At 70.9% G+C, this 25787-nt stretch carries 17 protein-coding genes; 8 read left to right on the plus strand and 9 right to left on the minus strand.

The window, feature by feature from the left end; translation table 11 throughout:
* Window positions 1-77: 77 nt before the first annotated feature.
* Window positions 78-902 (plus strand): M48 family metalloprotease, encoded by an 825-nt coding sequence (locus EV685_RS10040; protein ID WP_130481888.1) that lies wholly within the window; start codon window positions 78-80, stop codon window positions 900-902.
* A gap of 10 nt (window positions 903-912) precedes the next feature.
* Here the strand turns inward: EV685_RS10040 and EV685_RS10045 are convergent, their stop codons facing one another.
* Complete coding sequence (locus tag EV685_RS10045) at window positions 913-2187, minus strand: O-acetylhomoserine aminocarboxypropyltransferase/cysteine synthase family protein (RefSeq protein WP_130481889.1); 1275 nt, start codon at window positions 2185-2187, stop codon at window positions 913-915.
* Between the two features lie 201 nt (window positions 2188-2388).
* Between EV685_RS10045 and EV685_RS10050 the strand changes: the two genes are divergently transcribed.
* From EV685_RS10050 to EV685_RS10065, 4 genes are all read left to right on the plus strand, one after another.
* Window positions 2389-3345 carry a TRAP transporter TatT component family protein gene (locus EV685_RS10050; protein ID WP_165396766.1) on the plus strand — a complete coding sequence of 319 codons (957 nt, stop codon included), beginning with the start codon at window positions 2389-2391 and terminating at the stop codon, window positions 3343-3345.
* A gap of 42 nt (window positions 3346-3387) precedes the next feature.
* Window positions 3388-4440, plus strand: coding sequence for a TRAP transporter substrate-binding protein (locus tag EV685_RS10055; protein ID WP_130481891.1), 1053 nt, complete (start codon window positions 3388-3390; stop codon window positions 4438-4440).
* Window positions 4437-6311: a TRAP transporter large permease gene (locus tag EV685_RS10060; protein ID WP_207224816.1), complete on the plus strand. Its 1875-nt coding sequence runs from the start codon at window positions 4437-4439 to the stop codon at window positions 6309-6311. The genes EV685_RS10055 and EV685_RS10060 overlap by 4 nt, the downstream gene beginning before the upstream one ends.
* 129 nt (window positions 6312-6440) lie before the next feature.
* Window positions 6441-8117, plus strand: coding sequence for a putative bifunctional diguanylate cyclase/phosphodiesterase (locus EV685_RS10065; protein WP_130481893.1), 1677 nt, complete (start codon window positions 6441-6443; stop codon window positions 8115-8117).
* A 28-nt stretch (window positions 8118-8145) separates the two neighbouring features.
* Here the strand turns inward: EV685_RS10065 and EV685_RS10070 are convergent, their stop codons facing one another.
* Window positions 8146-12822, minus strand: coding sequence for a cupredoxin domain-containing protein (locus EV685_RS10070; RefSeq protein WP_242615527.1), 4677 nt, complete (start codon window positions 12820-12822; stop codon window positions 8146-8148).
* Window positions 12823-13610: 788 nt separating this feature from the next.
* Window positions 13611-14654, minus strand: coding sequence for a CDF family Co(II)/Ni(II) efflux transporter DmeF (gene dmeF, locus EV685_RS10075; protein WP_130481894.1), 1044 nt, complete (start codon window positions 14652-14654; stop codon window positions 13611-13613).
* Window positions 14655-14743: 89 nt separating this feature from the next.
* Here dmeF and EV685_RS10080 point away from each other — a divergent pair, with 89 nt between their 5' ends.
* Genes EV685_RS10080 through EV685_RS10090 form a run of 3 tightly spaced genes read left to right on the plus strand, consistent with a single transcriptional unit; the run spans window position 14744 to window position 20458 of the window.
* Window positions 14744-15769, plus strand: a complete 1026-nt coding sequence (locus tag EV685_RS10080; RefSeq protein ID WP_130481895.1) for an ABC transporter substrate-binding protein — start codon at window positions 14744-14746, stop codon at window positions 15767-15769.
* Window positions 15766-19314, plus strand: a complete 3549-nt coding sequence (locus tag EV685_RS10085; RefSeq protein ID WP_130481896.1) for a hybrid sensor histidine kinase/response regulator — start codon at window positions 15766-15768, stop codon at window positions 19312-19314. Before EV685_RS10080 ends, EV685_RS10085 begins: the two co-directional genes overlap by 4 nt.
* Before the next feature lie 22 nt (window positions 19315-19336).
* Window positions 19337-20458: a response regulator gene (locus tag EV685_RS10090; RefSeq protein WP_207224802.1), complete on the plus strand. Its 1122-nt coding sequence runs from the start codon at window positions 19337-19339 to the stop codon at window positions 20456-20458.
* An 18-nt stretch (window positions 20459-20476) separates the two neighbouring features.
* On the opposite strand, the gene EV685_RS10095 is transcribed toward EV685_RS10090, so the two are convergent.
* The 6 genes from EV685_RS10095 to EV685_RS10120 form a co-directional block, all read right to left on the minus strand.
* Entirely contained in the window at window positions 20477-20896 is a 420-nt protein-coding gene (locus EV685_RS10095) for a VOC family protein (protein ID WP_130481897.1), read from the minus strand.
* 77 nt (window positions 20897-20973) lie between these two features.
* Window positions 20974-21954, minus strand: a complete 981-nt coding sequence (locus EV685_RS10100) for a DMT family transporter (RefSeq protein ID WP_130481898.1) — start codon at window positions 21952-21954, stop codon at window positions 20974-20976.
* A 28-nt stretch (window positions 21955-21982) separates the two neighbouring features.
* The gene (fahA, locus tag EV685_RS10105; protein ID WP_130481899.1) at window positions 21983-23311 is read right to left on the minus strand and encodes a fumarylacetoacetase; all 1329 of its coding nucleotides are present in this window, start codon (window positions 23309-23311) and stop codon (window positions 21983-21985) included.
* 8 nt (window positions 23312-23319) lie between these two features.
* Entirely contained in the window at window positions 23320-23859 is a 540-nt protein-coding gene (locus EV685_RS10110; protein ID WP_130481900.1) for a VOC family protein, read from the minus strand.
* A gap of 37 nt (window positions 23860-23896) precedes the next feature.
* Window positions 23897-24127 carry a DUF2783 domain-containing protein gene (locus EV685_RS10115; protein ID WP_130481901.1) on the minus strand — a complete coding sequence of 77 codons (231 nt, stop codon included), beginning with the start codon at window positions 24125-24127 and terminating at the stop codon, window positions 23897-23899.
* Window positions 24128-24144: 17 nt separating this feature from the next.
* On the minus strand, window positions 24145-25785 hold the full coding sequence (locus EV685_RS10120; protein WP_130481902.1) for an FAD-dependent oxidoreductase: 1641 nt from the start codon (window positions 25783-25785) through the stop codon (window positions 24145-24147).
* Window positions 25786-25787: the final 2 nt, after the last annotated feature.

The raw sequence follows: 25787 nt of genomic DNA on the forward strand, positions 1-25787 counted from the left end.
GCCATCCAACACCCGATCGACGGGTGGTCATCAAGCTGTCACCTGCCTATGCTGGCCTGAACCAGGAGGGCAGTGCCATGGCCGCGTGGGCTCGAACGATCGTCGACTGGATCCGCCGTCGCGGCGGCCTGTGCCTGAGCACCGCCGCCGTCTGCTGCGCAGCCATCACGGACCCCGCCAGCGCCGCACAACCCCGCTTGGCCGATCCACCGGTGGGTCTCGCCTGGTCGGCCGAGGAGATCGACCACGCCACGCGCGACACCGCCACCGTGCTGATCGATGACGCCCGGCGGCGTGACCAGCTGGGCTGCCAACGGCATTGCGAGATGCTGACGCGGGTCTTTGACCGCCTGATGACCCAGGTGCGCGAGGAAGCCCCGCAAGCCGCTGGGCTCAACTGGCAGTTGACGGTGTTGCGCAGCGCGTCGGTCGAGGCCATGGCGCTGCCCGGTGGCCATGTGATCGTCTCGGAACACTTCATCGACGAGGCCGTGCCGAACGAGGACGCCCTCGCCTTCGTGCTCGCGCACGAGATGGCGCACAGCATCCTCGAACATGAGCGCCAGGCCCTGACCTTTGCCCGCATGCTGCTGCCGCGCCAGGTGCCGCGCACGGTGGCCGACATCTATGTCGAGATCGACCACAACCTCGGCCTGCTCAAGGCCATGGAGCCGGTGATGCAGCAGGGCGAGCGCGAGGCCGACGAGCTGGGACTGCTGCTGGCCGCCGCCGCCGGCCATGAGCCGCAGCGCCAGCTCGCCTTCCTCGAACGCGCCGCTGCCCAGGGCGAGCCGCGACGCGGCCTGGTCCAGACCCACCCGACGCTGGTCGACCGGCTGGGCTGGCTGCGCGAGCGGCTGCCACTGGCGCAGCGGCTGCACCAGGGACGCCCGGCCGACTGAGCCCGGCGACTCAGGCCGACGCCGCCAGCGCCCGGTCCAGATCCTCGATCAGGTCGTCGATGTGCTCGACGCCGACGCACAGGCGCACCGTGTCCTCGCCGACACCGGAGCGGGCCAGTTCGTCCGGCGAGAGCTGGCGGTGCGTGGTCGAGGCCGGATGTGTCGCCAGCGACTTGCAGTCGCCGATGTTGACCAGCCGGGTGAACAGCTGCAGGGCGTCCAGGAAACGCTCGCCAGCCGCCCGGCCGCCCTTGACGCCAAAGGTCAGCAGGCCCGACGCCCGCCCGCCCATCAACGACTGCGCCAGCGCATGGTCCGGGTGCTCGGGCAGACCGGCGAAGTTGACCCAGCCGACCTGGGCGTGTTGCTGCAGGTGTCGCGCCACGGCCAGCGCGTTGTCGCAGATGCGGTCCATGCGCAGCGGCAGCGTCTCGATGCCCTGCAGGATCAGGAAGGCGTTGAACGGCGAGATCGCCGCGCCCATGTTGCGCAGCGGGACCACGCGGGCCCGGCCGATGTAGGCCGCCGCCCCGAGCGCCTCGGTGTAGACGACGCCGTGGTAGCTGACGTCCGGCTCGTTGAGGCGCTTGAAGCGTTCCTTGTGTTCGGCCCAGGGGAACTTGCCCGAGTCGACGATGGCCCCGCCGATGGAATTGCCGTGGCCGCCCAGGTACTTGGTCAGCGAGTGCACGACGATGTCCGCGCCATGTTCAAACGGCCGGCACAGATAGGGGCTGGGCACCGTGTTGTCGACGATCAGCGGCACGCCGTGGCGATGCGCGATCTCGGCCAGCGCGGCGATGTCGGTGACATTGCCTTGCGGGTTGCCGAGCGACTCGACGTAGATCGCCTTGGTGCGCGCATCGATCAGCGGCTCGAAGCTGGCCGGGTCGCGGTGGTCGGCGAAGCGGGTCTGGATGCCGTACTGCGGCAGCGTGTGGGCGAACAGGTTGTAGGTGCCGCCGTACAGCGCGGTGGACGAGACGATGTTGTCGCCGGCCTCGGCGATCGTCTGGATCGCATAGGTCACCGCCGCCTGGCCGGACGCCAGCGCCAGCGCGGCGATGCCGCCTTCGAGCGCGGCGACCCGCGCCTCCAGCACGCCCTGGGTCGGGTTCATGATGCGCGTGTAGATGTTGCCCTGCACCTTCAGGTCGAACAGGTCGGCGCCATGTTGGGCGCTGTCGAAGGCATAGGCCGCCGTCTGGTAGATCGGCACCGCCACCGCCTTGGTGGTCGGGTCGGGCTGATAGCCCGCGTGCACGGCAAGGGTCTCGAACTTCATCGTCTGTCTCCTGGGTCGTTGCTGGCGCTGCGCGCGGTCCGCACCGGACCGCGCCACGATCCTGACGGCAGACGCCGATCGCCGCAGCAGGACCATCCCTGCAGACCTGGCGATGTCGGCACGCCACGGTGTCACCGTCGCTACACGATGAGCGCCTAGATTGCGGCCGGTCTGGCGCTGTGCCGCTCTGGGTGTCCTGCCTTGTCCTTCCTCGACCGATCCGCTGCCGGGCCCCGCCGGGCGCTGCCCCTGCTGCTGCTGTGCCTGGTCACGCTGCTGGCGGCCTGTTCGCCGCGCCACTTGGTCGTGCGCAGCCTGGCCGATGAGCTGGCCACCCAGGGCGCCGCATCCGAAGACGATCCGCAGTTGGCGCGCGAGGCGGCGGCCTTCTACCTGAAGCTGTCGGAATCCGTGCTGCGCCAGACCCCTGAACATGCCGCGCTGGCCGAGGCGGTCGCCGGCGGCTACACGCAGTACGCCTACGCCTTCGTCGCCAGCGAGGCCGAGCGCCTGGACGAGCAAGACGCCCGCGCCGCCCAGGCCCTGCGCGAACGCGCCGCCCGGCTCTACCTGCGCGCCCGGCGCCACGCGCTGGCTACGCTCGAACGCCGCCAGCCGGGTCTGATCGCGACCTTGGCCGCACCGGCATCTGGCGCCGCCACGCTGCGTCTGGATCCTTCGCTGGCCGGCCTCGCCTACTGGGCCGCCGCCGCTTGGGGCGGGCAGATCTCGCTGTCCAAGGACCACCCGGACATCGTCGCCGACCTGCCCCAGGCGATCCGGCTGGCGAACCTCGCCTGGCAGGCCGCTCCTGACCACGGCGACGGCGCGCTGGCCGTGCTGATGGCGCAGTTCGAGTCCGCCCGCCCCGGCGGCAGCCGGCAACAGACCGAGGCCTATCTGGCGCACGCCCTGCGCGTGAGCCGCCACCACCCGGCCGGCGCCTGGCTGGCCCGCGCCGAGCTGATCGCCCAGCCGGCCGGCGACCGCGACGGCTACGTCGCCGACCTGCAGCGGGCGCTGGACGCCGCGCGGCAGGCCGACGCCGAGGCCCGCCGGGCCGCGCCCGATGCCATTCCCGGCGGCGCCGACCTGGCCAACCGCGTGCTCGAAGCGCGTGCCCGCTGGCTGCTGGGTCGTGTCGACGACCTGTTCTGACGCGGCCGCTGGTCGCGCACACCCCGTTCCCCGAAAGCCACCATGACCGCCGTCCTGCGCCACCGCCTGCGCCCCGCCCTGCTCGTCCTCACCCTGCTGGCCGGTCTGGTCGGCAGCAACGGCACCGCCCTCGCCGCCGACCCCAAGCCGCTGCGCATCGGCACGCTGGTGCCCAAGAACTCGCTCTATCACCGCCAGCTGCTGGAGATCGGCGAAGCATGGCGGGCGGCCCAAGGCGGCGCGGGCAAGTTCCTGGTCTTTCCGGACGGCAGCCAGGGCGGCGAGGCCGAAATGGCCCGCCGCATGCGGATCGGCCAGTTGCAGGGCGCATTGATGTCGGTGGTGGGGCTGCAGGAGATCGAACCCTCGATCGCCGCGCTGCAGTCCCTGCCGCTGGCCTTCCGCAGCTGGGAAGAGGTCGACCATGTGCGCGAGAAGATGCGCGCGACGATGGAGCGCAAGTTCCTCGACCGCGGCTTCGTCGTGCTCGCCTGGGGCGACGCCGGGTGGGTGCGCTTCTTCTCGAAGGAGCCGGCCTTTCGTCCGACCGACTTCCAGCGCATGAAGTTCTTCGCCTGGGGGAGCGAGCCGGCCCAGCAGGAGATCATGAAGAGCCTGGGCTACACGCCGGTGCCCCTGGAGACCAACGACATCCTGCCGGCGATCCAGACCGGGATGATAGGCGTGGTGCCCTCGACGCCCTACTTTGCGCTGGCAAGCCAGATCTACGCGAGCGCACCGAACATGCTGGAGATCAACTGGGCGCCGATCGTCGGTGCGCTGGTCGTTACCCGCAAGGCCTGGGACGAGATGACACCCGAGGCCCAAACCGCCCTGCGCAACGCGGGCGAGAAGGCCGGCGTGCAACTGCGCGCACAAGCCCGTCGCGAGGTCGACGAGGCGGTCGACGCCATGAAGAAGCGCGGCTTGACCGTCAACCGCCCCAGCCCCGAGCAGCTGAAGGAATGGACCGCGCTGGCCGAGCAGCTCTACCCGCGCATCCGCGGCACGCTGGTCGATGCGGCCACCTTCGACGAGGTCTTCGCGCTGCTCAAGGCCTACCGCGCCAGCGCCCCGGCGGGCAAGACCCGGTGAGCGCCGCAGGGGCACACAGCGGCTGGCGCAGCTGGCGCGACTGGCAAGCAATAGGCCGCTTCGACGAGGTGCTGGCCGGCCTGGCGCTGCTGCTGATGATGGCGATCCCGCTGATCGAGATCGCGCTGCGCCCGTTGCACGGCAGTGGCATCGCCAACGCGCCGGTGCTGGTCCAGCACCTGGGCCTGGTGCTGGCGATGGCCGGTGCGCTGGCCGCCGAGCGCGGTGGGCACCTGACGACCCTGGGCGGCGGCCTGGGCGGCCTGGGTGGCGCGCGCTGGCAGGCCGCGCTCAAGGTCGTCGCGCAGACCGGATCGGCGGCCTTGTGTGGCGTGCTGGGCTGGGCCAGCTGGCAGTTCGTCGCCAGCGAGCTGGACGCCGGGCTGACCCTGGCCTATGGCCTGCCGGTGGCCTGGGTGCAGATGACGATGCCGGTCGGCTTCGCGCTGATCGGCCTGAAGCTCGCCGCGCGCGCGCTGCCGGTTCTAACGCCTCTGCCGGCCCGGCTGGCCGTGGCGGTGCTCGCGCCGCTGGCGGGCGCCGCGCTGGCCGCATCCTTTGACGGCGCCAGCCTGCCGCTGCTGCCGGCGGTGCTCGCGCTGGTCGCCCTGCTGTTGGCCGGCGCGCCGGTGTTCAGCGTGCTCGGTGGCCTGGCGCTGGCGCTGTTCTGGAACGAGGGCGCGCCGCTGGCCTCGGTGCCGCTGTCGCACTACCAGATCACTGTCAACCCGTCCTTGCCGGCGCTGCCGCTGTTCACGCTGGCCGGGCTGGTGTTCGCGCGCACGGGGGCCTCGCAGCGGCTGGGCACGCTGTTTGTCGCGCTGTTCGGCTCCGGCGTGACCGGCACCGTGCTGGCGGCGGCCGTGTTGTGTTCCTTCTTCACCGCGCTGACCGGCGGCAGTGGCGTGACCATCCTGGCGCTGGGCGGCCTGCTGCTGCCCCTGCTGCGTCAGGCGGGCTATCCGGAAGACCGCGGCATCGGCCTGGTGACCAGCGCCAGCGCGCTGGGCGTGCTGCTGGCGCCGTCGGTGCCGCTGATCCTCTACGCGGTGATCGCGCGGGTGCCGATCAACACGATGTTCCTGGCCGGCGTCGTGCCCGCCGTCGTGATGGTCGGCTTCCTGCTGGTGTTTGGCGGCTTCCTGCGCCGCACGCCGGGACTGGCGCCGACACCGGCCCATGCACCCGGCGAACGTGGCCGCGCCATCCGCACGGCGCTCTGGGCTGCTCGCTGGGAGCTGCTGGCGCCGGTGGTGGCGATCGGCTCGCTGGTCAGCGGCATCGCCACACCGACCGAGAGCGCGGCGCTGACCGCCGCCTACGCCGTGCTGACGCAGGCCTGGGCACACCGCGAGCTGGACACGCGCCGGCTGGCCGGCTGCCTGAGCGACGGCACCCAGGTGATCGGCGGCGTGATGCTGATCCTGGGCATGGCGCTGGGGCTGACCAACTACCTGGTCGACGCCGGCATCCCGGACGCCGCGATCGAATGGGTGCAGGCGACGATTCCCGAGAAGTGGATGTTCCTGCTGGCCCTCAACGTCTTCCTGTTCGCCGCTGGCGCGCTGATGGAGATCTATGCCGCGCTCGTCGTGCTGGTGCCGCTGCTGCTGCCGGTCGCGCTCAGCTACGGCATCGACCCGGTGCACTTCGGCATCATCTTCCTGGCCAGCATGGAGCTGGGTTTCCTGTGTCCGCCGGCCGGCATGAACATCTACTTCGCCTCGGCGATGTTCGGCAAGCCGATCGGCACGGTGGCGCGTTCGGTGCTGCCCTCGCTGCTGGCGATCTTCCTGGGCACGCTGGCGATCTCTTGGCTACCCGGCCTGGCCACCGCGCTGCCAAGCTGGCTGCAGCTCATGCCACGCTGAGGCGCCGCTGGCGCGATACCCACCCGGACAGGGCTGGAGCAGGGGCTCTCGTCAGCCCGAACTGGCCCCGCAATGCGGGCTTGATGCCCCGAACGACGGGCGGCAGGCAGCAGGACACTTGGCAGTGCCATGAACGCTCCCCTGCCCCTCGCCCGCCAGACCGCCCTGGCCGAACGCTGGCTGGCCGCCATCGTCGAATCGTCGGACGACGCCATCGTCAGCAAGACGCTGGACGGCATCGTCACCAGCTGGAACGGAGGCGCCGAACGCATCTTCGGCTGGCGGGCCGACGAAATGATCGGCCGGCCGATGGTGTCCATCTTCCCGGCCGACCGGATCGACGAGGAGCCGCAGATCCTCGCGCGCATCGCCCGCGGCGAGAAGGTCGAACACTTCGAGACCGTGCGGCGGCGCAAGGACGGCAGCCTGGTCGACATCTCCGCGACCATCTCCCCCCTGCGCGACGAGACCGGGCAGGTGATCGGTGCCTCGAAGATCGCGCGTGACATCACCGAGCGCATCCAGGCCGAACGCACGATCTGGCGGCAGGCCAACGTCGACACGCTGACCCAACTGCCCAACCGGCGCCAGTTCCACGAACGCCTGCAACAGGAACTCGTGCTGGCGCGACGCCGTCACCGGCATCTGGCGCTGCTGTTCATCGACCTCGACCGCTTCAAGGCGGTCAACGACACCCTCGGGCACCAGGCCGGCGACGACCTGCTGCAGCAGGCCTCGCGCCGCATCCAGTCCTGCGTGCGGGCGGTCGACACCGTCGCCCGGATCGGTGGCGACGAGTTCACCGTCGTGCTGCCCGACCTCGACACGGCGTCGATCGCCAGTGAGATCGCGCAGCGCCTGAATGCCACGCTGTTCGAGCCCTTCCAGCTCGGCAACGTGCCGGTGCACATCTCCGGCAGCATCGGTGTCGCGCTGTTCCCCCAGGACGGCGAGTCGACCGAAGAGCTGCTGCAACACGCGGACCTCGCCATGTACGCCTCCAAACAGCAGGGCCGCAATCAGGCGCGCCACTACCACCATGCGCTGGAATCGGCGGCCCGCCAGCGCGTCGCGCTGATCGGCGACCTGCGCGTGGCCATCGAACAGGACACGCTCGATCTGGCCTGCCAGTCGGTCTACAGCCTGAACGACGGCGCGGTCGACCACCACGAGGTGCAACTGCGCTGGGACCATCCCGCGCACGGCCACCTGGATGCGGACACGCTGTTCAAGGTCGCCGAGGAGGCCGGCCTGATGCTGCGGCTGGGCGACTGGATCTTCGACCGCGCCCTCGCGCTGCTGCAACGCGGCACCGGCGGTGGCCCGCTGACCGCGTCACCGCGGCTGGCGATGCGGGTCTCACCGATCCAGCTGCAGGCCGAAGCGGACTATTTCAGCCGCTGGCTGGATCGCCTGGACACGCTGGGCCTGGCCCGCGACAGGATCGTGCTGGGCATCGCCGAGCCGACCCTGACGGCCCGCGCCGACACCCTGCTGCCGGCGCTGACGCGGCTGCGCGCGGCCGGTCTGCAGATCGCCTTCGACCACTTCGGCGGCGCCAGCAGCATGGTCCACCTGCACCGTCTGGGTGCCCGCACGCTCAAGATCGATCGCGACATGCTGCGCGACATCGAACACGACGCCCAGGTGCTGGCCCTGTGCGAAGGGCTGGTCGAGCTGGCACACAAGCTGGGCCTGCGGGTCATCGCCGGGGGCATCGAATCGGCGGCGCAGCGCCATGTGCTGGAGGCCATCGGCTGCGACCTCGGCATGGGCCATCACGTCGTGCGCGCCACCCACGACTGAGGCGCCGCACGACGCCGGCCAGCGGCGCTCAGTTCACCTTGAACAGGCCCCACATGCCCGATCCGATCATCGGCGTCGGGCCGTCGCGGTAGTGCCAGTAACCGCGCTTGGCGCCGCCTTGCAGGCTGGCGCTCACGCCCTTGCCGGGGGCGATCAGGCTGGCGCCCGGGGCGATGAAGCGCTCGATGCCCAGGTCGGCGTAGCTGTGACCGATGACCCGGAAGCTGTGCTGGCGCGCCCGTCCGTCGGCCTGCAGGACGCGGAAGGTGACCGCCTCGCCGGCCGTCGCGCTGAACACGGGCGTCTCCACCGGCAGGCCGCGCAGCGTCGACGGCAGGCGGGCATCGTTGTCGGTCATCAGCGTGGCCGGCAACACGCAGGGGTTGACGTCGCCCGCCAGCACCAATGCCTGCGAGCAGTTGGCCGAGGGCTGGCCGTTGAAGTCGATGCGCGACCACAGCGGCTCGGTGCGGTAGTTCAGCGCCCGCTCGCCCTGGTCGTAGGAATCGTCGCCATCGGCCGATGAGGGCAGTGCCGTCGCCCCCCCGGCGCCCAGGCGCAGGTTCAGGCCGTCCTGGAAGTGCAGCACGAACTCGCGGAAACGTGTGCCGTCGGCGCGGCGGATCACCGCCTCGGTCGAGCGTTCCGCACCCGCCGTGCTGGTGCCAGCCGCGTTCAGCCAGCTGCTGCCCTGCGGCTCGACGATCAGCGCGCCGATCAGGCCCTGGCTGCCCTGCTTGACCACGTCGCTCATCGCACGCAGCGGGATGGTGCCGAAGGCCTCGGGCTTGCCGCCCTTGGCCACGCCGTTGAGCAGGTCCCACTCGATGCGGCCGGCATACCAGACCAGGTTGCGCGACTGTCCGGGCGCCACCAGCTGTTCCGGGTTCAGGCCGACGTTGGCCGAATCGCTGCTGCGCGGGTCGAAATGGACCAGTTGCGCGTGCAGGCCAACCTGGTGCGAGGGCTTGATGTCGTCGACCCGCAGCGAGGTGACGGTGGGCAGTTCCGCATCACCGGGCAGGTCCGGCACCGGCTTGTTGGCGGGCAGACGGTTGGTCAGGCGCACGGTGATGCAGTCACCGGCGTTGGCCCGCATCACCAGCGGTTCGGGCTGGCGGGTGCCGGCACGCAGGCCGGCGACGTCGGCGGCATGCACATAGAGCAGTGCGCTCGGATCGGTGATGCCGGCCCGCCGGTTGTAGACCAGCGCGCCACCGGGCAGCAGGTCACGCGCGGCCCAGACCTCGATGTTGTGGCTGCGCGCGGGCGAACCCACCGGGCAACCGTTGAGGCCCAGCACCGAGCTGACCGTGTTCAGCAGCCCGCCCAGCAGGCCACCGCTCAAGCTGCCGACCGTGTTCGTCAGCGGCTGGATCAGCCCGCCGGCCAGCGTGCCGGTCAGGCCGTCGACCGCGTTGGCATCGGCATAGGTGCGCAAGATGCCCCAGGCGCCGTTCCACAGTGCATCGGTGCTGCCGTAGTGGAACAGGTGGTCGGTCTGCTTCGCCCCGCCGCTGACCTTGGCCAGCAAGCCCAGGTCCATCTCCATGTGTTCGGAGATGCCGAGTTCCTGCGCGGCCACGTAGGGGCCGTTCGGGTCGGACACCTCGCGGCGCCAACGCTGGCCGTGCAGCGTGAAGACATGCTGGACCTCCTGCGCGCCATGGATCAGCTTGAGCTGGACCCGCTCGCCTTCATAGGCCCGCAACACCGGCGTGTACGGATCGCCGTGGACGCGCGAGCTGAACACATAGGCCGGGTCGGCGCGCTGATCGAGGTGCAGGCCGGAACGGCTGCCGTCGGCCGACAGGCGCAGCGGCAGCGGCTCGTTGCGGTAGTTGACGAGGTAGGGGTTGTGGTGACGCGCCGAGACCGCCTCGGGCACGGCCGGCGGGTCGACCGGTTGGCCGTCCTGCGTGTAGAGCAGCGCGAAGTCGGCGCTGGCGAGCATGAACTCGCGGAAGTCGGGATGGGTCTGCTGATCGGTGGCACCGCGCACCAGCGCCTCGGTGCCCACGCCGCCGGCCAGCGGCTGGCCGCTGCGCGTGTCGAGCCACTGGCTGCCCTTGGGCTCGACCACCAGCGCGCTGTAGAAGCCGTGCTGCTGGATCGACGAGGCGCCGAAGTGGTCGTGGGTGAAGACCGTGCGCAAGGTGCGGTCACGGCCGTCCTTGTCGAACAGCTCGTCGGCCCACCAGCGCTGCACCGAGGTCTGGAAGCCGATGGCCGCCGGCTCGGGCAGCACGGCATGGCCGTCGACCGGTCGGACCACGCCGTCCGGCCCCATCTGGCGCACCGCGCCGCCCGGCGCCAGCGCGGCTTCGGCCCGCTCGACCAGCGCGCCGCGGGCGAAGGTGCCGTCCTCGTAGTTCCAGCCGTTGCCGCCGCCGTCGGAGGCCATCACGTCGAACTTCACCAGGTGGATGTGCTGGCTGATCGTGTCGGTCGGCACCAGCGCCTGGAAGGCGTCGCGCTGGAGCACCTCAGGGGTGCGGTTGGTGTGGAAGAAGTTGATGCAATCGCCGGAATGGGCGCGGAAGAAGAAGGGGTCGGCCGGACGGGTCTTGCCCTCGAACGCGGCGACGTCGCTGCTCAGCACGTTGATGCGGGCCTGCGGGTCGTGCCAGCCGGCCTTGTTGACGACCAGATCAAGCTCGATGGCCGAGACGTCGTAGCGCCGCGTCGGCGCGGTCGCCGGGCACGGGTCGGCAAACGGGGCGCCGGGTGCGGCCGGGCGGCCGTTGACCTTGAAGGTCGCCGCCGTGCCGTCGACGGTCCGGCTGGCATGGCCGCCCGGACGGCCGTGGAAGGCCATGGCGGCACGTTCCAGCGGCGTGCCTTGATGGGGCAGCAGCGTCAGGTCGACCGTCTCCAGGTGCGAGGACAGGTCGGCCGCCGCCACGCCGGCACCCAGGGTGCGGCTGCCGGCCGTGATCAGGTGGCGGCCGAGGCCGTTCGGGCCGAGCTGGCTGTCAGCGCTCAGGTCCAGCGGCGGCTGCGGCGGGCGGTGGCCGGCCGCGCCGGGCACGAAGAAGGGGAAGCCGGGAGCGGCCGCCGCGCCATAGGTCGGCGCGGGCGCCAGCGCGGTGCCGCGGATCGGCAGCAGCGCCGGGCTGTAGGCGCCGCCGCGGGTCTCGCCGGTCAGCGGGTCGGTGCCGGGGCCCAGTTCGCCGTCGGGCAGGCGCCGGGTGCCGTCCTCCAGCACGTCATGGACCCGCCACAGGCCCCACATGCCTTGGGCGAAATGCGGGTACATGTGGCAATGGAAGATCGCATCACCCACCGACAGGTTGCGGTTGCTGCCGGTGTAGGCGATGTCGAAGCTCATGCCCTGGCGCGGGCCGATGGTCTGGCTGTCGAGGTAGCTCGAACGGCCGTCGCCCGCGCCGGTCCGGGCGAACCACTGGTTGGCGTGCAGGTGAAAGACATGCGTCTCCTTGACGCCGGCCTGCAGCGTGCGGAACTTCACCGGGTCGCCCAGGTAGCTGTGATGGACGTTGCCCGGATCGTCCGGATAGCGTTGCTCGGCCGTGCCGTCCGGGCGCACCTGCACCACCATCGCCGGGTCGCCGTTGGCCCAGGAGGTCAGGAAGAAGTCCTCCAGCGCGCACTCGGCACAGCTGGCCGCCGGACCCACGCCCGCGCGGTTGGCCGCCACGATCGCGCCCAGGCCGCTGGCGCCGTAGTTGATGCCGAAGCCGTCGCGCAGGCCGATGCCGGCGCCGTCCGGGTCCAGCACATCGGCAAAGGCCTGCACCGTCTTCAGCTCGTCGTGCAGGATCACGGTGAACTCGCGGAACCAGTTCTCGTTGGTCACCGCATAGCCGTCGGACGTCACCGGCTGGTTCTGCACCACCGCGTTGAGGTCGCCGTGGACCAGCTGCCAGCGGTTGCCGCCCAGGGACTGGTGCATGTTCAGCAGCGGCCGGCCCGCCTGACCGGTCAGCCGGCCGTCGGTGTCGACCGCCTCGTAGGAGATCCAGGCCGAGCCACTGGCCTGCGCGCGGGCGGCGGCCAGCACGGCGGCGCTGACCTCGCTGCGGTAGACGTCGGCACCGGCCGGCTCGATGTTCAGGCTGCCGAACAGGCCCAGCACGGTCGAGCCGCCATCGGCCTGACCGCCGATCGGCGCGGCGTTGTCGTGGAAGATCTGCGCGCCCTCGCGTTCGAGCAGCAGGCGGTAGGTGATCGACGCCCCCGGCTCGATGCCGGCGATGCCCGTCACGCGCGGGTCCCAGCTGTCGTAGCCGGTCGCGCCGGTGTCATGGCTGACACCGTTGAACATGATCGAGGCCAGCCGGGTGGCCGGCCGGTCGGCGCTGCCGCCCGTCGCCTCGGCACCGGGGGCGTCGTTGCACAGCAGGTTGGTGAAGCGCACGGCCAGCCGGTCGCCCACGTTGCCGCGCAGCACCAGCGGGCGGGGTCGCTTGTCCTCGCGCAAGGCAACCCGGCAGGGCGTGGCGACGGCGCCGGGTTGGTCCAGCGTCAGGCCGCTGTCGAGGTCGACCACGTCGCGCTTGAGCGCGTAGACCATGCCGTAGGGGTTGTAGGAGCCGAAGCGGTTGTAGACCATCGGCTGGTCGATCGCGACGACGTCCGCCTCGACGGTGCCCGCCGGGCGTGCGACGGCGGGCGCGGCGTGCCAGCCGCTGAGCAGGGCGATGACCAGGCCGGCGGCGTGGCGGATGCGATCAGGGTTCATGGGATCCGGGCGTGACACACAGGGGCAACCGAGCCTGCCCGGTTGGGTGGCATGACCCGACGGGCCTGGCCTACTTGTGTCCAATGGTGTCAGCGCGGCTGGACAGAGACCCACCTGGGCGTGGAGTAACCCGGCGTCGCGAGGGGCTGCCGTCACCGGGCCTGTCGCGGGAATGCGTCATGGCGTTTTTGCCACATTCGGACCATCCACGGTCCGATCAAACCGTTCACCCGCCCGACAGAAGACCCCGATACACCGGCATTCCGATGCGGACGTCGGCCACGCGGACGAGGTCGCCAGGATCAGGGATCATTCATCCAGCGTTCAGCATGAATTCAAACTGAGCGTGATGCCCTGCACGCTCGTCGACGTGCATCCAGCAAGACCCGTCGTGCGTAGGGCCAAGCAGAACTTGTCGGCAGGTTCGCCGAAACTGAACAAGCGCCGCCGGATTCGATGCCATCCGGCCCCAAAACGGCGGTCATCGATGACGTTCTTTGCAGTGATGCCAGACTGGGCTTGTCAACCGACCGTCGTTCAGTGATTGTTAAGTATTGACAGACATCAACTCTCAAAATCTCAACATCGGCTGAGCGGGCATTCGGCCTGCCGGTCCCTCACCCCGCCCGACACCACCCGAACGGCGCGGGCACCAGGCTGGTGATAATGGGGTGATTTCCCAGCACTCAGGCATCGACCTGTCCGTGCTGGCGCGCCAGGTTTTTTGCACCCGGCAGTTCCCTTCGATTGGGTGCATGGCCTCACGACGCTGTCGGGAGGCCATTTTTTTATGGTGCCGGACGGAGGTGGATCTCGATGGTCACGTGCACGATCTCCTCGTGGGCGGCCAGCCAGGCGCGCACCTGTGCCGGCGTCAGGCGGGCGTCGTCGGTCACGAGCACCAGCGTGCAGGCATGGCTGGCACGGCCGATGCGCCAGACGTGCAGGTCGGTCAGGCGGGTGGCGCCATCGCGGCCATGGGCGGCAATCGCCGCGCGGATCTCGTCGACCACCGGATGATCCATCTCGCGGTCCAGCAGGACCCGGCTGCTGTCACCCAGCAGGCCCCGTGACCAGTGCAGCACGACCAGCGCGCCCACCAGCCCGAGAACAGGGTCCAGCCACGACCAGCCCCACAGCCAGCCCGCCGCCAGCGCCACCAGCGCCAGCACCGAGGTGGCCGCATCGGTCAGCACATGCACATAGGCCGAGCGCAGGTTCAGGTCGGCCGGGGGCGCTGCGGCGTGGTCAGGGTGGTCAGAGTCATGCGGGTGCGCGTGGTCGTGGCCGTGCCCATGTTCATGTCCGTGCGGGTGTCCGTGTCCATGCGCGTGCCCATGCCCATGTTCATGCCCGTGCGCCCCGCCAAGGATCAGCGCGCAGACGAGGTTGACGACCAGGCCGATGCCCGCGACCACCATCGCCTCGATGTAGCGGATCGGCTCGGGCGACAGGAGCCGCTCGATCGAGCCGACCGCCATCAGGATCGCCACCACCACCAGCAGCACCGCGCTGGTGTAGCCCGCCAGCACCTCGATCTTCCAGGTGCCGAAGGCATAACGCGGGTCGTCGGCCAGCCGCCGGGCGCTCGCATAGGCCAGCGCGCTCAGGCCGATCGCCAGCGCGTGCGAGCTCATGTGGATGCCATCGGCCAGCAGCGCCATCGAGCCGTAGACCAGGCCGGCGACGATCTCGGCGGCCATCATCAGCAGCGTGATCACCAGGACCTGGCGCGTGCCGCGTTCGGCCGCCGCGTTGCCGGTGTCGAAGCGGTGGTGGTGTTCCCAAGGTGCGCTCGGGTCGGAGGGGGCCGCGTCGGTTCGGTCGTGCATCACCCCATTTTGCAGAGTCCACCTCGGCCCCCATAAACCCAAGCTGGATAGACTCGACGGGCCGATCGACCGGCACCCAACAGCATCTGATGAGACGCCACCCGCCGAACCCTGCGCCGGACCTCGGCCCCAGACGCCGCCAGATCCTTGCCGGTCTGCTCGCCCTGGGTGGCAGCGGCGTGCTGACCGCCTGCAGCGAACCGCTGCCGCCGCTGCGCGTGGGCAGCATCGTCTTTCCGACCTACGAATACGCCTTCCTCGCCCGCGACCTGGGCTGGCTGGATGAGCGCCTGGTCAGGCTGGTCGAACTGCCTGCCAACACCTACAGCCTGCGGGCCCTGGCCGCCGGCCAGCTCGATGCCTGTCAGCTGACGCTCGACGAGGTGGTCACGGCCCGCTCGGCCGGCATTGACCTGGCGGTGCTGCTGGTGCTGGACATCTCCGCCGGTGCCGATGCCATTTACGCCCGCCAGCCCATCGCCCTGGCCGAGTTGCGCGGCAAGCGGATCGCGGTCGAGTCTGGCGCCAATGGCGCGGTGATGCTCGAAGGCCTGCTCAATGCCGCCGGGCTGGCGGTGTCCGACATCCGCACCCTGCCGATGACGCTGGACCGCAGCGTCGAGGTCTTCCACTCGGGCGAGGCCGATCTGGTCGTGACCGCCCCACCGTGGTCGAACCGGATCGAGGCCGAGGGCGGCGTGCGCGTGTTCGACTCGCGCGCCTTGCCCAACCTGATCGTCGACGTGCTGGCGGTGCGGCGCGCGCGGCTGGCCAGCCATGCCGCCACGCTGCGCCTGCTGGTCAGCGCCCTGCTGGAGGCCCGCCAGCACCAGGTCGCCCATCCGGAGGATGCCGCGCGCCGCATGGCCACCCGGCTGCAACTGGCCCCGGCCGACGTGCCGGCGGCCTTCATGGGCCTGCACATCCCCGGTCTGGCCGAGAACCGCACGCTGATGGCGGTTGACGGACCGCTGGTCCAGTCGGCCCGCGAGCTGCTGCACCTGATGCAGGCGCACGGCCTGCTGCGGCGCACGTCCAGCGCCGGCCACGCGAGCCTGCCGCCCGACCTGTTTGACCTGCGTTTCCTGCCCGCAACCCTGGGGTCGCCGACATGAAGCGGCCCTATTCCGCCAGCATCGGGCTGCCGTTGGGACTGGCCGGCGTGCTGCTGCTGCTGCTGCTGGGCGCCTGGGCGGAGGAGCGCCACAACGGCCGCGCCGAGGTGCTGGACCGCGCCCGGACCGCCATCGTGCGTGACGCCGAACGGCTGGCGCTGGCGGCCCAGAACAGCCTGGGTGACCACCCGACCCGGGTCGCCGTCGAGGTCGCCGCCGTGTCGACGGATGTGCGGGTGGCCATCGTGGCGCTGATCGATCCGGCCGGCCGCGTGGCCGTCGGCCAGCGTCTGGCCTGGACCGGCCAGCCCGCCGTGGCGGTGCTGGAGGGCTACAGCCCGGTGCGCTTCGAGCGCATCTCGCGCGGGCGGATGTTCGACCTTCAGGTCGACGAGGCATCGCGCCGGCTCTCGCTGATGCTGCCCTTCGAGGTCAGCCCCGACGAGCGCCAGCTGCGCAGCGAGAACGGCGGCGTGGTCTACATGACCCACGACCTGTCGCTGCAGGACCAGCAGGTCGATCACCGCAGCGCCCGCACGCTGGGGTTGCGGCTGCTGCTGCTGGTGCTGGCCATCGGCGTGCTGTCGCGGCTGATCCGCATCGCCTTCACCCGGCCGCTGCGGGCCCTGCAGGACGTCGTCGGTCGCATCAGCGCGTCCGAGCAGGCCGGCGAGCCGGTGCCCGAGCTGGGGCCGTCCGAGCTGCGCGACCTGGCCCGCAGCTTCAACCGGATGGGCGCACGGCTGGCGCACGGCCAGCAGGCGCTGCGCAACAGCAACGCCCGGCTCGAGGGCATGATCGACGCGGCGATGGACGGAATCATCACCGTCGACAGCAGCCAGCGCATCGTCGGCTTCAACCGCGCCGCCGCCGCGATGTTCGGCTGGCCGGTGGCCGAGGCGCTCGGGCAGCCGCTCGATGTCCTGATGCCGGGGCGTTTCCGGCACGGCCATGTCGCCCACATGGAACGCTTCCGCGACAGCGGCGAGAGCGCCCGCACCATGAGCCGCAATGCCGTCGTGCATGGCGTGCGCCGCAGCGGCGAGGAGTTCCCGGTCGAGGCGTCGATCGCCTGCCTGACGGTCGACGGCGAGGTCTTCTACACCGCCATCTTGCGCGACGTCACCGCGCGGATGCAGGCCGAGCACGAGATCCGGGCGCTCAACGCAACCCTGGAAGAGCGCGTCGCCAGCCGCACCGCCGCGCTGTCGCAGGCCAACGCCCGGCTGATCGAGCAGGAGACCGAGCTGCGCGATGCCAAGGCGGTGGCCGAGAACTCGGCCCGCCTCAAGGCCGACTTCCTGGCCAACATGAGCCACGAGATCCGCACGCCGCTGAACGCCGTCATCGGCCTGGGCCACCTGGCGATGCGGGCGGCCAGCGATGAGCGCCAGCGCGACTACCTGCGCAAGATCCAGCAGTCGAGCCAGCAGCTGCTCGGGCTGATCAACGACATCCTGGACTTCTCCAAGATCGAGGCCAACAAGCTCGACATCGAGCACATCGACTTCCAGCTCTCCAAGGTGCTGGACGACTTCTCCACCCTGATCGCCCAACGCGCGGCGGCCAAGGGCCTGGAGCTGGTCTTCCGGGTCGGCCGCGACGTGCCGGACCACCTGGTGGGCGACCCCCTGCGGCTCAGCCAGATGCTGCTGAACTACGGCAACAACGCGGTCAAGTTCACCGAGCACGGCGAGATCGAGCTGAAGGTCATGCGACAGCCCTTGCCTGAGACCGAGGCCGAGGCCGGCGAGGTCGCGTTGCGCTTCGAGCTGCGCGACACCGGCATCGGCCTGAACGAGGAACAGCGCGGCGGCCTGTTCCAGAGCTTCCACCAGGCCGACAGCTCGACCAGCCGCCGCTACGGCGGCACGGGGCTGGGCCTGGCGATCGTCAGCCGGCTGGCCGAGCTGATGGGCGGCGAGGTCGGTGTCAGCAGCGAACCCGGCAAGGGTTCGACCTTCTGGCTCACGGCCCGCTTCGGCCTGAGCCCGCACCGCCCGGCCTGGCAACCGCCCGAGCCGGACGTGCGCAACCGGCGCGTGCTGGTGGTCGACGACAACGCGACCGCCCGCCTGACCTTGTGCGACCTGCTGGAGGCCATCGGCCTGCAGGCCGATGCCGTCGACGGCGGACCGGCCGGGCTGCAAGCGCTGCGGCAGGCGCAGGACGATGGCGAGCCCTACGAGCTGGCCCTGATCGACTGGCAGATGCCCGGCATGGACGGGCTGGAGACGGCCCGCCAGATCCGCGCGCTGGGCCTGGCCCAGGTGCCGTCCCAGATCCTGGTGACCGCCTTCGGCCGCGAGGAGATCCACCACCAGGCCGAGGCCGAGGGCTTCTCCGGCGTGCTGGTCAAGCCGGTGAACGGCTCGATGCTGTTCGACGCGCTGATGCAGGTCTTCCGCAAGGCCGGCCCGCCGGGTGCCGCCCGCCCGCCGGACGCGGTGCCCGAGCCGGTCTCGATGGACCAGACCCTGGCGTCGATCCGCGGCGCGGTGGTGCTGCTGGTCGAGGACCACGAGATCAACCAGCAGGTCGCCCGCGAGCTGCTGGTCGACGCCGGCCTCCAGGTCGAGGTGGCCGTCAACGGCCTGCAGGCCACCGAGAAGGTCGCGCGGCGCGACTACGACCTGGTGCTGATGGACCTGGACATGCCGGTGATGGACGGCCTGACCGCCACCCGCGCCATCCGCGCCATGCCCGACCGCGCCGACCTGTGCATCGTCGCGATGACGGCCAGCGCCATGGCCGAGGACCGCCAGCGCTGCCTCGATGCCGGCATGAACGACTTCGTCGCCAAGCCGATCGAGCCCGACAAGCTGGCGCAGGTGCTGCTGGCCCACATCGCACCGGGCATCGCGCGTGCGCCGCAGGTCGTGCCGGTGCGGCCCATCACCCGGGCACCGCAGCCGCTGGCGGACGACGCCGAGGTGGTGCCCGAGGTCGCCGGCCTGGACCACGCACTGGGCCTGCGCCGCAGCGGTGGCAAGAAGGCGCTGTACCGCTCGCTGCTGCGCAAGTTCGTCGACAGCCACCAGGATGTCTGCGAGCGCCTGAAGGCGGCGCTGGATCGCCACGCCGGTGGCGATCCGAGCGGACGCTCCGAGGCCCAGCATCTGGCCCACGCGCTCAAGGGCGTGGCCGGCAACCTGGGCGCCAGCGGCGTGCAGGCGCGGGCCTCCGAACTGGAGCGGCGCCTGGTCACCGGCGCCACACATGACGAACTGGAAGCGGCGCGGGCCCCGTTGGCCGCCGAGCTGGCCGAGCTGATCGGCGGCCTGGCGCAGCAACTGCCGGCGGTCCCCGCTGCGACCGAGACCGAGCGGCCACCGCCCGATCCCCAACGGCTGCAGGCGGTCGTCCGCCAGCTCGATCGCCAGCTCGACGAGGGCGACGCCGAAGCGCAAGACACCGCCGCCCGCAACGCCTCGCTGCTGGCCGACGCGCTGGGCGACCAGCACCTGCGCTTCACCCACGCGATCGCCCGCTACGCCTTCGACGAGGCCCGGCAGATGCTGCGTGCGCTGCTGAGCCCGCCCTGATCACCGCCGCCGGACGCCTGCCATGCCGATGACCGACCTGCTGCCGCGCACGACCTCCACCGTCCTGGTGGTCGATGACACGCCGGAGAACCTGGAGCTGATGGCCGGGCTGCTGGCCCACGAGCACTACCGCGTGCGGGTGGCTCACAACGGCGAGCGGGCGCTGCAGCTCGCGCGCGCCCAGCGGCCCGACCTGATCCTGCTGGACATCATGATGCCGGGCATTGACGGCTATGAGGTCTGTGCCGCCCTCAAGGCCGACCCGCAGACGGCGCTCATCCCGGTGATCTTCCTGACCGCCAAGGTCGAGATCGAGGACGAGACGCGCGGCCTCGCGCTCGGTGCGGCCGACTACATCACCAAGCCGATCAGCCCGCCGATCGTGCTGGCGCGCGTGCGCACCCACCTGCAGCTCAAGACCGCCGCCGACCTGCTGCGCCAGCAGAACGCCCGGCTGGAGAGCGAGGTGGCGCGGCGCACCCGCGAGATCGGCCTGACCCAGGACGTGACGGTGCAGGCCATTGCCTCGCTGGCCGAGACGCGCGACAACGAGACCGGCAACCACATCCGCCGCACCCAGCACTATGTGCGCTGCCTGGCCGAACACCTGCGCGACCAGCCGCAGCGTTATCCGGCGTTTGCGGCGCTGCTGACCGATCGCAACATCGAGCTGCTCTACAAGTCCGCCCCGCTGCATGACATCGGCAAGGTCGGCATCCCTGACCGCATCCTGCTCAAGCCCGGCAAGCTGAGCGCCGAGGAATTCGAGGTCATGAAGACCCACACCACGCTGGGCCACGAGGCCCTGGTGACGGCCGAGCAGGGCCTGGGCACCGAGCTGGAGTTCCTGCGCTTTGCCAAGGAGATCACCCTGTCGCATCAGGAAAAGTGGGACGGCAGCGGTTACCCGCAAGGCCTGGCCGGCACCGCCATTCCCTTGTCAGCCCGCCTGATGGCGATTGCCGACGTCTACGACGCGCTGATCAACCGCCGCATCTACAAGCCGCCGTTCTCGCACGCGCAGGCCGTCGAGATCATCCGCGAGGGCAGCGGCCAGCACTTCGACCCCGACCTGGTCGACGCCTTCCTGGCCGTGCAGGACCGCTTCGTCGAGATCGCGCAGCGTTTTGTCGATCCGGTGTGACCTGGCGAGTCAGCGTGCTCACCAGCTCCCGACATTGGGCATCGACACCCACGGCTCCACCGGCGTCAGCGCCGGGCCGGCCTGCAAGAGCTCGATCGAGATCTGGTCGGGCGAGCGCACGAAGGCCATGCGGCCATCGCGCGGCGGGCGCAGGATCGTGACGCCGTGTTCAACCAGACGCTGGCAGGTGGCGTGGATGTCGTCCACCTCATAGGCCAGATGGCCGAAGTTGCGGCCGCCCGTATAGACCTCCGGGTCCCAGTTGTGGGTCAGCTCGACCTGGGCATCGGGCTGGCCCGGCGCGGCCAGGTAGACCAGCGTGAAGCGGCCGGCCGGGGCCTCGTGCGTGCGGATCACCGCCAGGCCCAGGGCGTCGCGGTAGAAGCGCAAGGAGGTCTCGAGGTCGGTCACGCGGACCATGGTGTGCAGGTAGCGCATTGGCTTGCTTTCGAGGGAGGTGGATCGGGGAGGACGATCGGGGAGGAAGGCCGGGGAGGACGATCGGCTGACAGGCCTCAGCCCGCCTCGCCGGCCGGCACGAGCGCGGCGGGGTCGCGCTCGGTCTGGCGGGCGGCGCGCTGCTCGCGGGCGATCAGCCAGGTGCCGAACACGCCGCAGCCGCAGACCACCAGGATGCCGGCGAGCGCCAGGCCGTCGGGCAGGTGCTGGAACACCAGCCAGCCGCCCAGCGTGGCGATCGGCACCTGGAGGTAGAGGAAGGGGGTGAGCGTGGCCACGCCCGCGCGGCTGTAGGCCAGCGCCAGCAGGTAGTGGCCGACGCCGCCGAACACGCCCATCAGGCCCATCATCAGCCACATCGACAGCGGCTGCGTCTCCCAGGCCCAGGGCAGCGCCAGCGAGGTCAGCAGCAAGCCGCCGATGCCCGACCAGACGTGTGTGGTCTCGGGCAGGTCGGTGCGCGCCAGCGTGCGGGTCAGGACCTGGAAGGCCGCGCTGATGACGACCAGCACCAGCGGCAGCAGCGTGCTCAGGTGCAGCACCTCACGGCTTGGCCGGATCACCAGCAGCGTGCCGGCGAAGCCACCCAGCAGGCACAACCAGCGCAGCAGCGAGACCCGCTCGCCCAGGCCCCAGGCGGCGACCACGGTCATCAGCAGCGGCGTCAGCATCATCACCGCGGTGAACTCGCCGACGTGCATCGTGCGCAGGCACAGGAAGGCCAGGCCGTTGCAGCCCACCAGCAGCAGCGCGCGCAGGGCCTGCCCACGGGGCTGGGCGGTGCGAAAGAGCGCGCGGCCGTGCTGCGGCCACATCAGCGCCAGCGACAGCACGTTCTGCACCACATAGCGGGCCCAGATCGCCAGGGCGACCGGCACCGAGGCGGCGGCCACCTTGCCGCTGGTGTCGAGCGCGCCGAAGCAGACGACGGCGGCGACCAGAAAGCCGATGCCGACCACCTCCGATGAGCGGGGCGGCGGCAGGGTCGGCGGGGTGGGCGCGGGGGCCGCAGCGGGGGCAACAACGGGCGACGTCATGCCCGCGATGTTGACACCGCCCACCCGATCACGCCGCCGGCAGCACCGTGCCCGAGCAGGTGCCCAGGCCGATGCGGCGCGCCCCGGCGCGTTCGCCCCAGGCCCGCAGGATGACGGTGTCGCCGTCCTGCAGGAAGGTGCGGGTCTCGCCACCGGGCAGGTCCAGCGCCCGCTTGCCACCGGCGCTGAGCTCCAGCATCGAGCCGCCCTGTTCCGGCAAGGGGCCCGACAGCGTGCCACTGCCCAGCAGGTCGCCGCTGCGCAGGTTGCAGCCGCCGACCGTGTGGTGGGTGACCAGCTGGGCGAAGGTCCAGTAGGCCGCCTCGGTCGTGCGGCCGATCGACAGGCGGTGCGGTGCGCGGCCGGCGGCGCGCATCGCGGCGGTCTGGATCAGCACCTCCAGCACGAGATCGAGCTGGCCGCTGGCGCGGTTGGCCGCGCCGTCGAGGTAGGGCAGCGGCTGCGGGTCTTCGGCCGCGCGCACAAACGGCGCGCGGAAGGGCGCGAGCGCATCCATCGTGACGATCCAGGGCGAGACCGTGCTGGCGAAGTTCTTGGCCAGAAAGGGGCCCAGCGGCTGGTATTCCCAGGCCTGCACGTCGCGGGCGGACCAGTCGTTGAGCAGCACCACGCCGAACAGATGCGCCTCGGCGGCGTCCAGCCCGATGGCATCGCCCAGCGCATTGCCCCGGCCGATCAGCGCCCCCAGCTCCAGCTCATGGTCGAGCCGGCGGCTCGGGCTCAGGATGGGCTCGGCATGGTCCGGCCCCTTGATCTGGCCATGTGGCCGGCGCACCGGCGTGCCGCTGACGACGAGCGACGAGCTGCGGCCGTGGTAGCCGATGGGCACCCACTTGTAGTTGGGCAACAGCGGGTTGTCGGGCCGGAACAGCGTGCCCACCGTGGTGGCGTGGTGGATGCCGGTGTAGAAGTCGGTGTAGTCGCCGATCTCGCAGGGCAGCGCCATCTCGGCCTGCGCCTGCGGCAGCAAGGCCCCGGACAAGGCCGGCTGCATCGCCGATCCGGCGCGCAGCGCGCGGCTCAGCGCCAGACGCACGGCCCGCTGCGGCGCGCGGCCCAGGGCCATGTAGCCGTTCAGGTCGCCGGCCGCCAGCAAGGCCAGCGCGGGCATCACCTCGGCCGGCCAGCCGCTGGCCGATGCGGCGATCGACAGGTCCAGCACCTGGTCGCCAATGGCCACGCCCACGCGCAAGGCGCCGCCCAGGCCGGCCGGGCGGAAGCGGCCAAAGGGCAGGTTCTGGATGGGGAAATCGGTCTGCGTCGCGTTGGCCGACGCCACCCAGCTCGTCAGCGCCGGGTCGTGGCTCTCGTCGAGCGCGGGCGTGTCTGCGGTCACCGATGCGCTCACTGCTTGAACTCCCGCTGGTGGAAGAAGGCGGCGTGCGGCGGGGCGCGCTTGGTCTTGCTCCAGTCCTCCAGCATCTGCCACTTGACCGCGTCCATGCGGCGCAGCATGTCGGCCTCGTCCGGGTCCGGGCAGGCCAGTTCGACCCGGTGGCCGTTGGGGTCGAAGAAGTAGATCGAGTGAAACGCGCCGTGGTCGGTCACGCCCAGCACGTCGACGCCCTCGACTTCCAGGTGGGCCTTGAAGTCGAGCAGCTCGGCGCGGTCCTTGACCCGGAAGGCGATGTGCTGGACCCAGGCCGGCGTGTTCGGGTCACGGCCCATCGGCGGCTGGGTCGGCAGCTCGAAAAAGGCCAGCACATTGCCCTGGCCCGCATCGAGGAAGACGTGCATGTAGGGGTCGGGCGCCTTGGTGCTGGGCACCAGGTCCTCGGCGATGGCCAGCAGGAAGTCCATCTTCAGCATGCGGCCGTACCACTCGACGGTTTCCTTGGCGTCGCGGCAGCGGTAGGCGACGTGGTGGATGCGGTCGATCTTCATGGGGTGTGCTCCTTCGTTGTCCGGTCGATGACCCGGTTCAGACGAGGCCGTCGCGCGCGGCGGCCAGCGCCTCGCGCAGCACGCGCAGGTCGCCGATGTGGTTGGCCAGCAGCAGCACCAGGCGGGCGTTGAGCTGCTCGCTCTGGGCGTCATCCAGGTCGCGGTGGCTGTCGATCAGCGCCTCGTAGAAGTCGTCGCCCGGCGTGTAGGCGCGCACGCTGCGCTCGCCGGGCGTGCCGAAGTTGGGCTGGGTGTTGAGGTGTGGCATGGGAGCGGTCCTCGGGCTCAGTTCAGGCACAGCGCACGGGCCAGCGCGGCCTGCAGCGCCGCAGCGTCGAAGCCGCGCCAGCGGGCGGCCACATGCTGGTCCGGCCGGATCAGGTAGACCGTGCCGGGGCGGGCGTCGCAGCGGCGGGCGGCAAGGCCTTCGCTGTCGATCAGGTCACCGGCGACGACCATCGAGCCGGGCGGCTTGACGCGCCGCACGACCAGCGGCATCGGCGTGTCCGGCAGCGTCAGCTCGGCATCGCCAAACACCAGCAGCGTGAAGGCGCCGCCGACATGGCGCAGCAGCCAGTCGGCCTGGCCGTTGCGCACCACCGGCGCGTCGTCCAGCGGCGCGCCGGGGACCATCCAGCCCTCGAAGGCGTCGGCATCGGGCGTGTTCAGCGCCGAGCCCGTCAGCAGGGCCGGCACCGACAGCCGGCCGGAATTGACCAGCGCGCGGGCGAAGGGATGCTGGCGTGCCAGCCCCAGCACCGCGTTGCGGAAGGCCTTGGAGACGCGGCTCTTGGGCGTGATGAAGTCGGTCGAGCGGGTGCTGTTGCGCAGGTTCTCGTCGGCCGCGACGACCCGCTCGTCGGAGTAGCTGTCCAGCAGCGCCTCGGGCGCCACGCCGTCGATCACCGCCTTGAGCTTCCAGCCCAGGTTGTCGACGTCCTGGATGCCCGAGTTCGCACCCCGCGCGCCAAAGGGCGAGACCTGATGCGCCGCGTCGCCCGCGAACAGCACGCGCCCGTGTCGGAAGCGCGCCATGCGGCGGCACTGGAAGGTGTAGACGCTGACCCACTCCAGCTCGAACTCGCGGCCGTCGCCCAGCATCTCGCGGATGCGCGGGATGACCCGCTCGGGCTTTTTCTCCTCGTCGGGATCGGCGTCCCAGCCCAGCTGGAAGTCGATGCGCCAGACGTTGTCGGCCTCGCGGTGCAGCAGCACGCTCTGGCCCCGGTGGAAGGGCGGGTCGAACCAGAACCAGCGCTCGGCCGGGAAGTCGGCCTTCATCACCACGTCGGCGATCAGGAAGCGGTCCTTGAAGACCTGGCCCTCGATCTCCAGACCGAGCATGCGCCGGATCGGGCTGCGTGCGCCGTCGGCCACCACCAGCCAGTCGGCCCGCAGGGCGTAGACGCCGTCGGCGGTCTCCACCTGCAGCAGCGCGCCGTCGCCCTCGGGCGTGAGGCCGACCACCTTGCTCTTCCAGCGCAGCTCGATGCCGGGCAGCTCGGCGGCGCGGCGCAGCAGGAACTCTTCGAGGTAGTACTGCTGCAGGTTGACCATGCCGGGCCGCTCATGGCCGGGCTCGGCGACGAGGTCGAAGCGGAAGACCTCCTCGGTGTCGAAGAAGGTGCGGCCGACGTTCCACGTCACGCCCTTGTCGACCACCGCCTGGCCGCAGCCCTGGCGGTCGAGGATCTGCAGCGTGCGCTGGGCGTAACACAGGCCGCGCGAGCCGATGCTGACGGTGTCGTCGTCGTCCAGCAGCAGCACCGGCAGACCTTGTTGCGCCAGCTCGATCGCCGCCGAGATGCCGACCGGCCCGGCGCCCACGACCACCACCGGCCGGCGCGGCACGGGGGCGTCCGGGCCGACATCGAGTTCGGGCGGACGCCGGTAATCGAAGCGCGGGTAGGTGTAGGTCGACAGCACGG

Source organism: Sphaerotilus mobilis (assembly GCF_004216565.1).
GTDB classification, from domain to species: Bacteria; Pseudomonadota; Gammaproteobacteria; order Burkholderiales; family Burkholderiaceae_C; genus Sphaerotilus; species Sphaerotilus mobilis.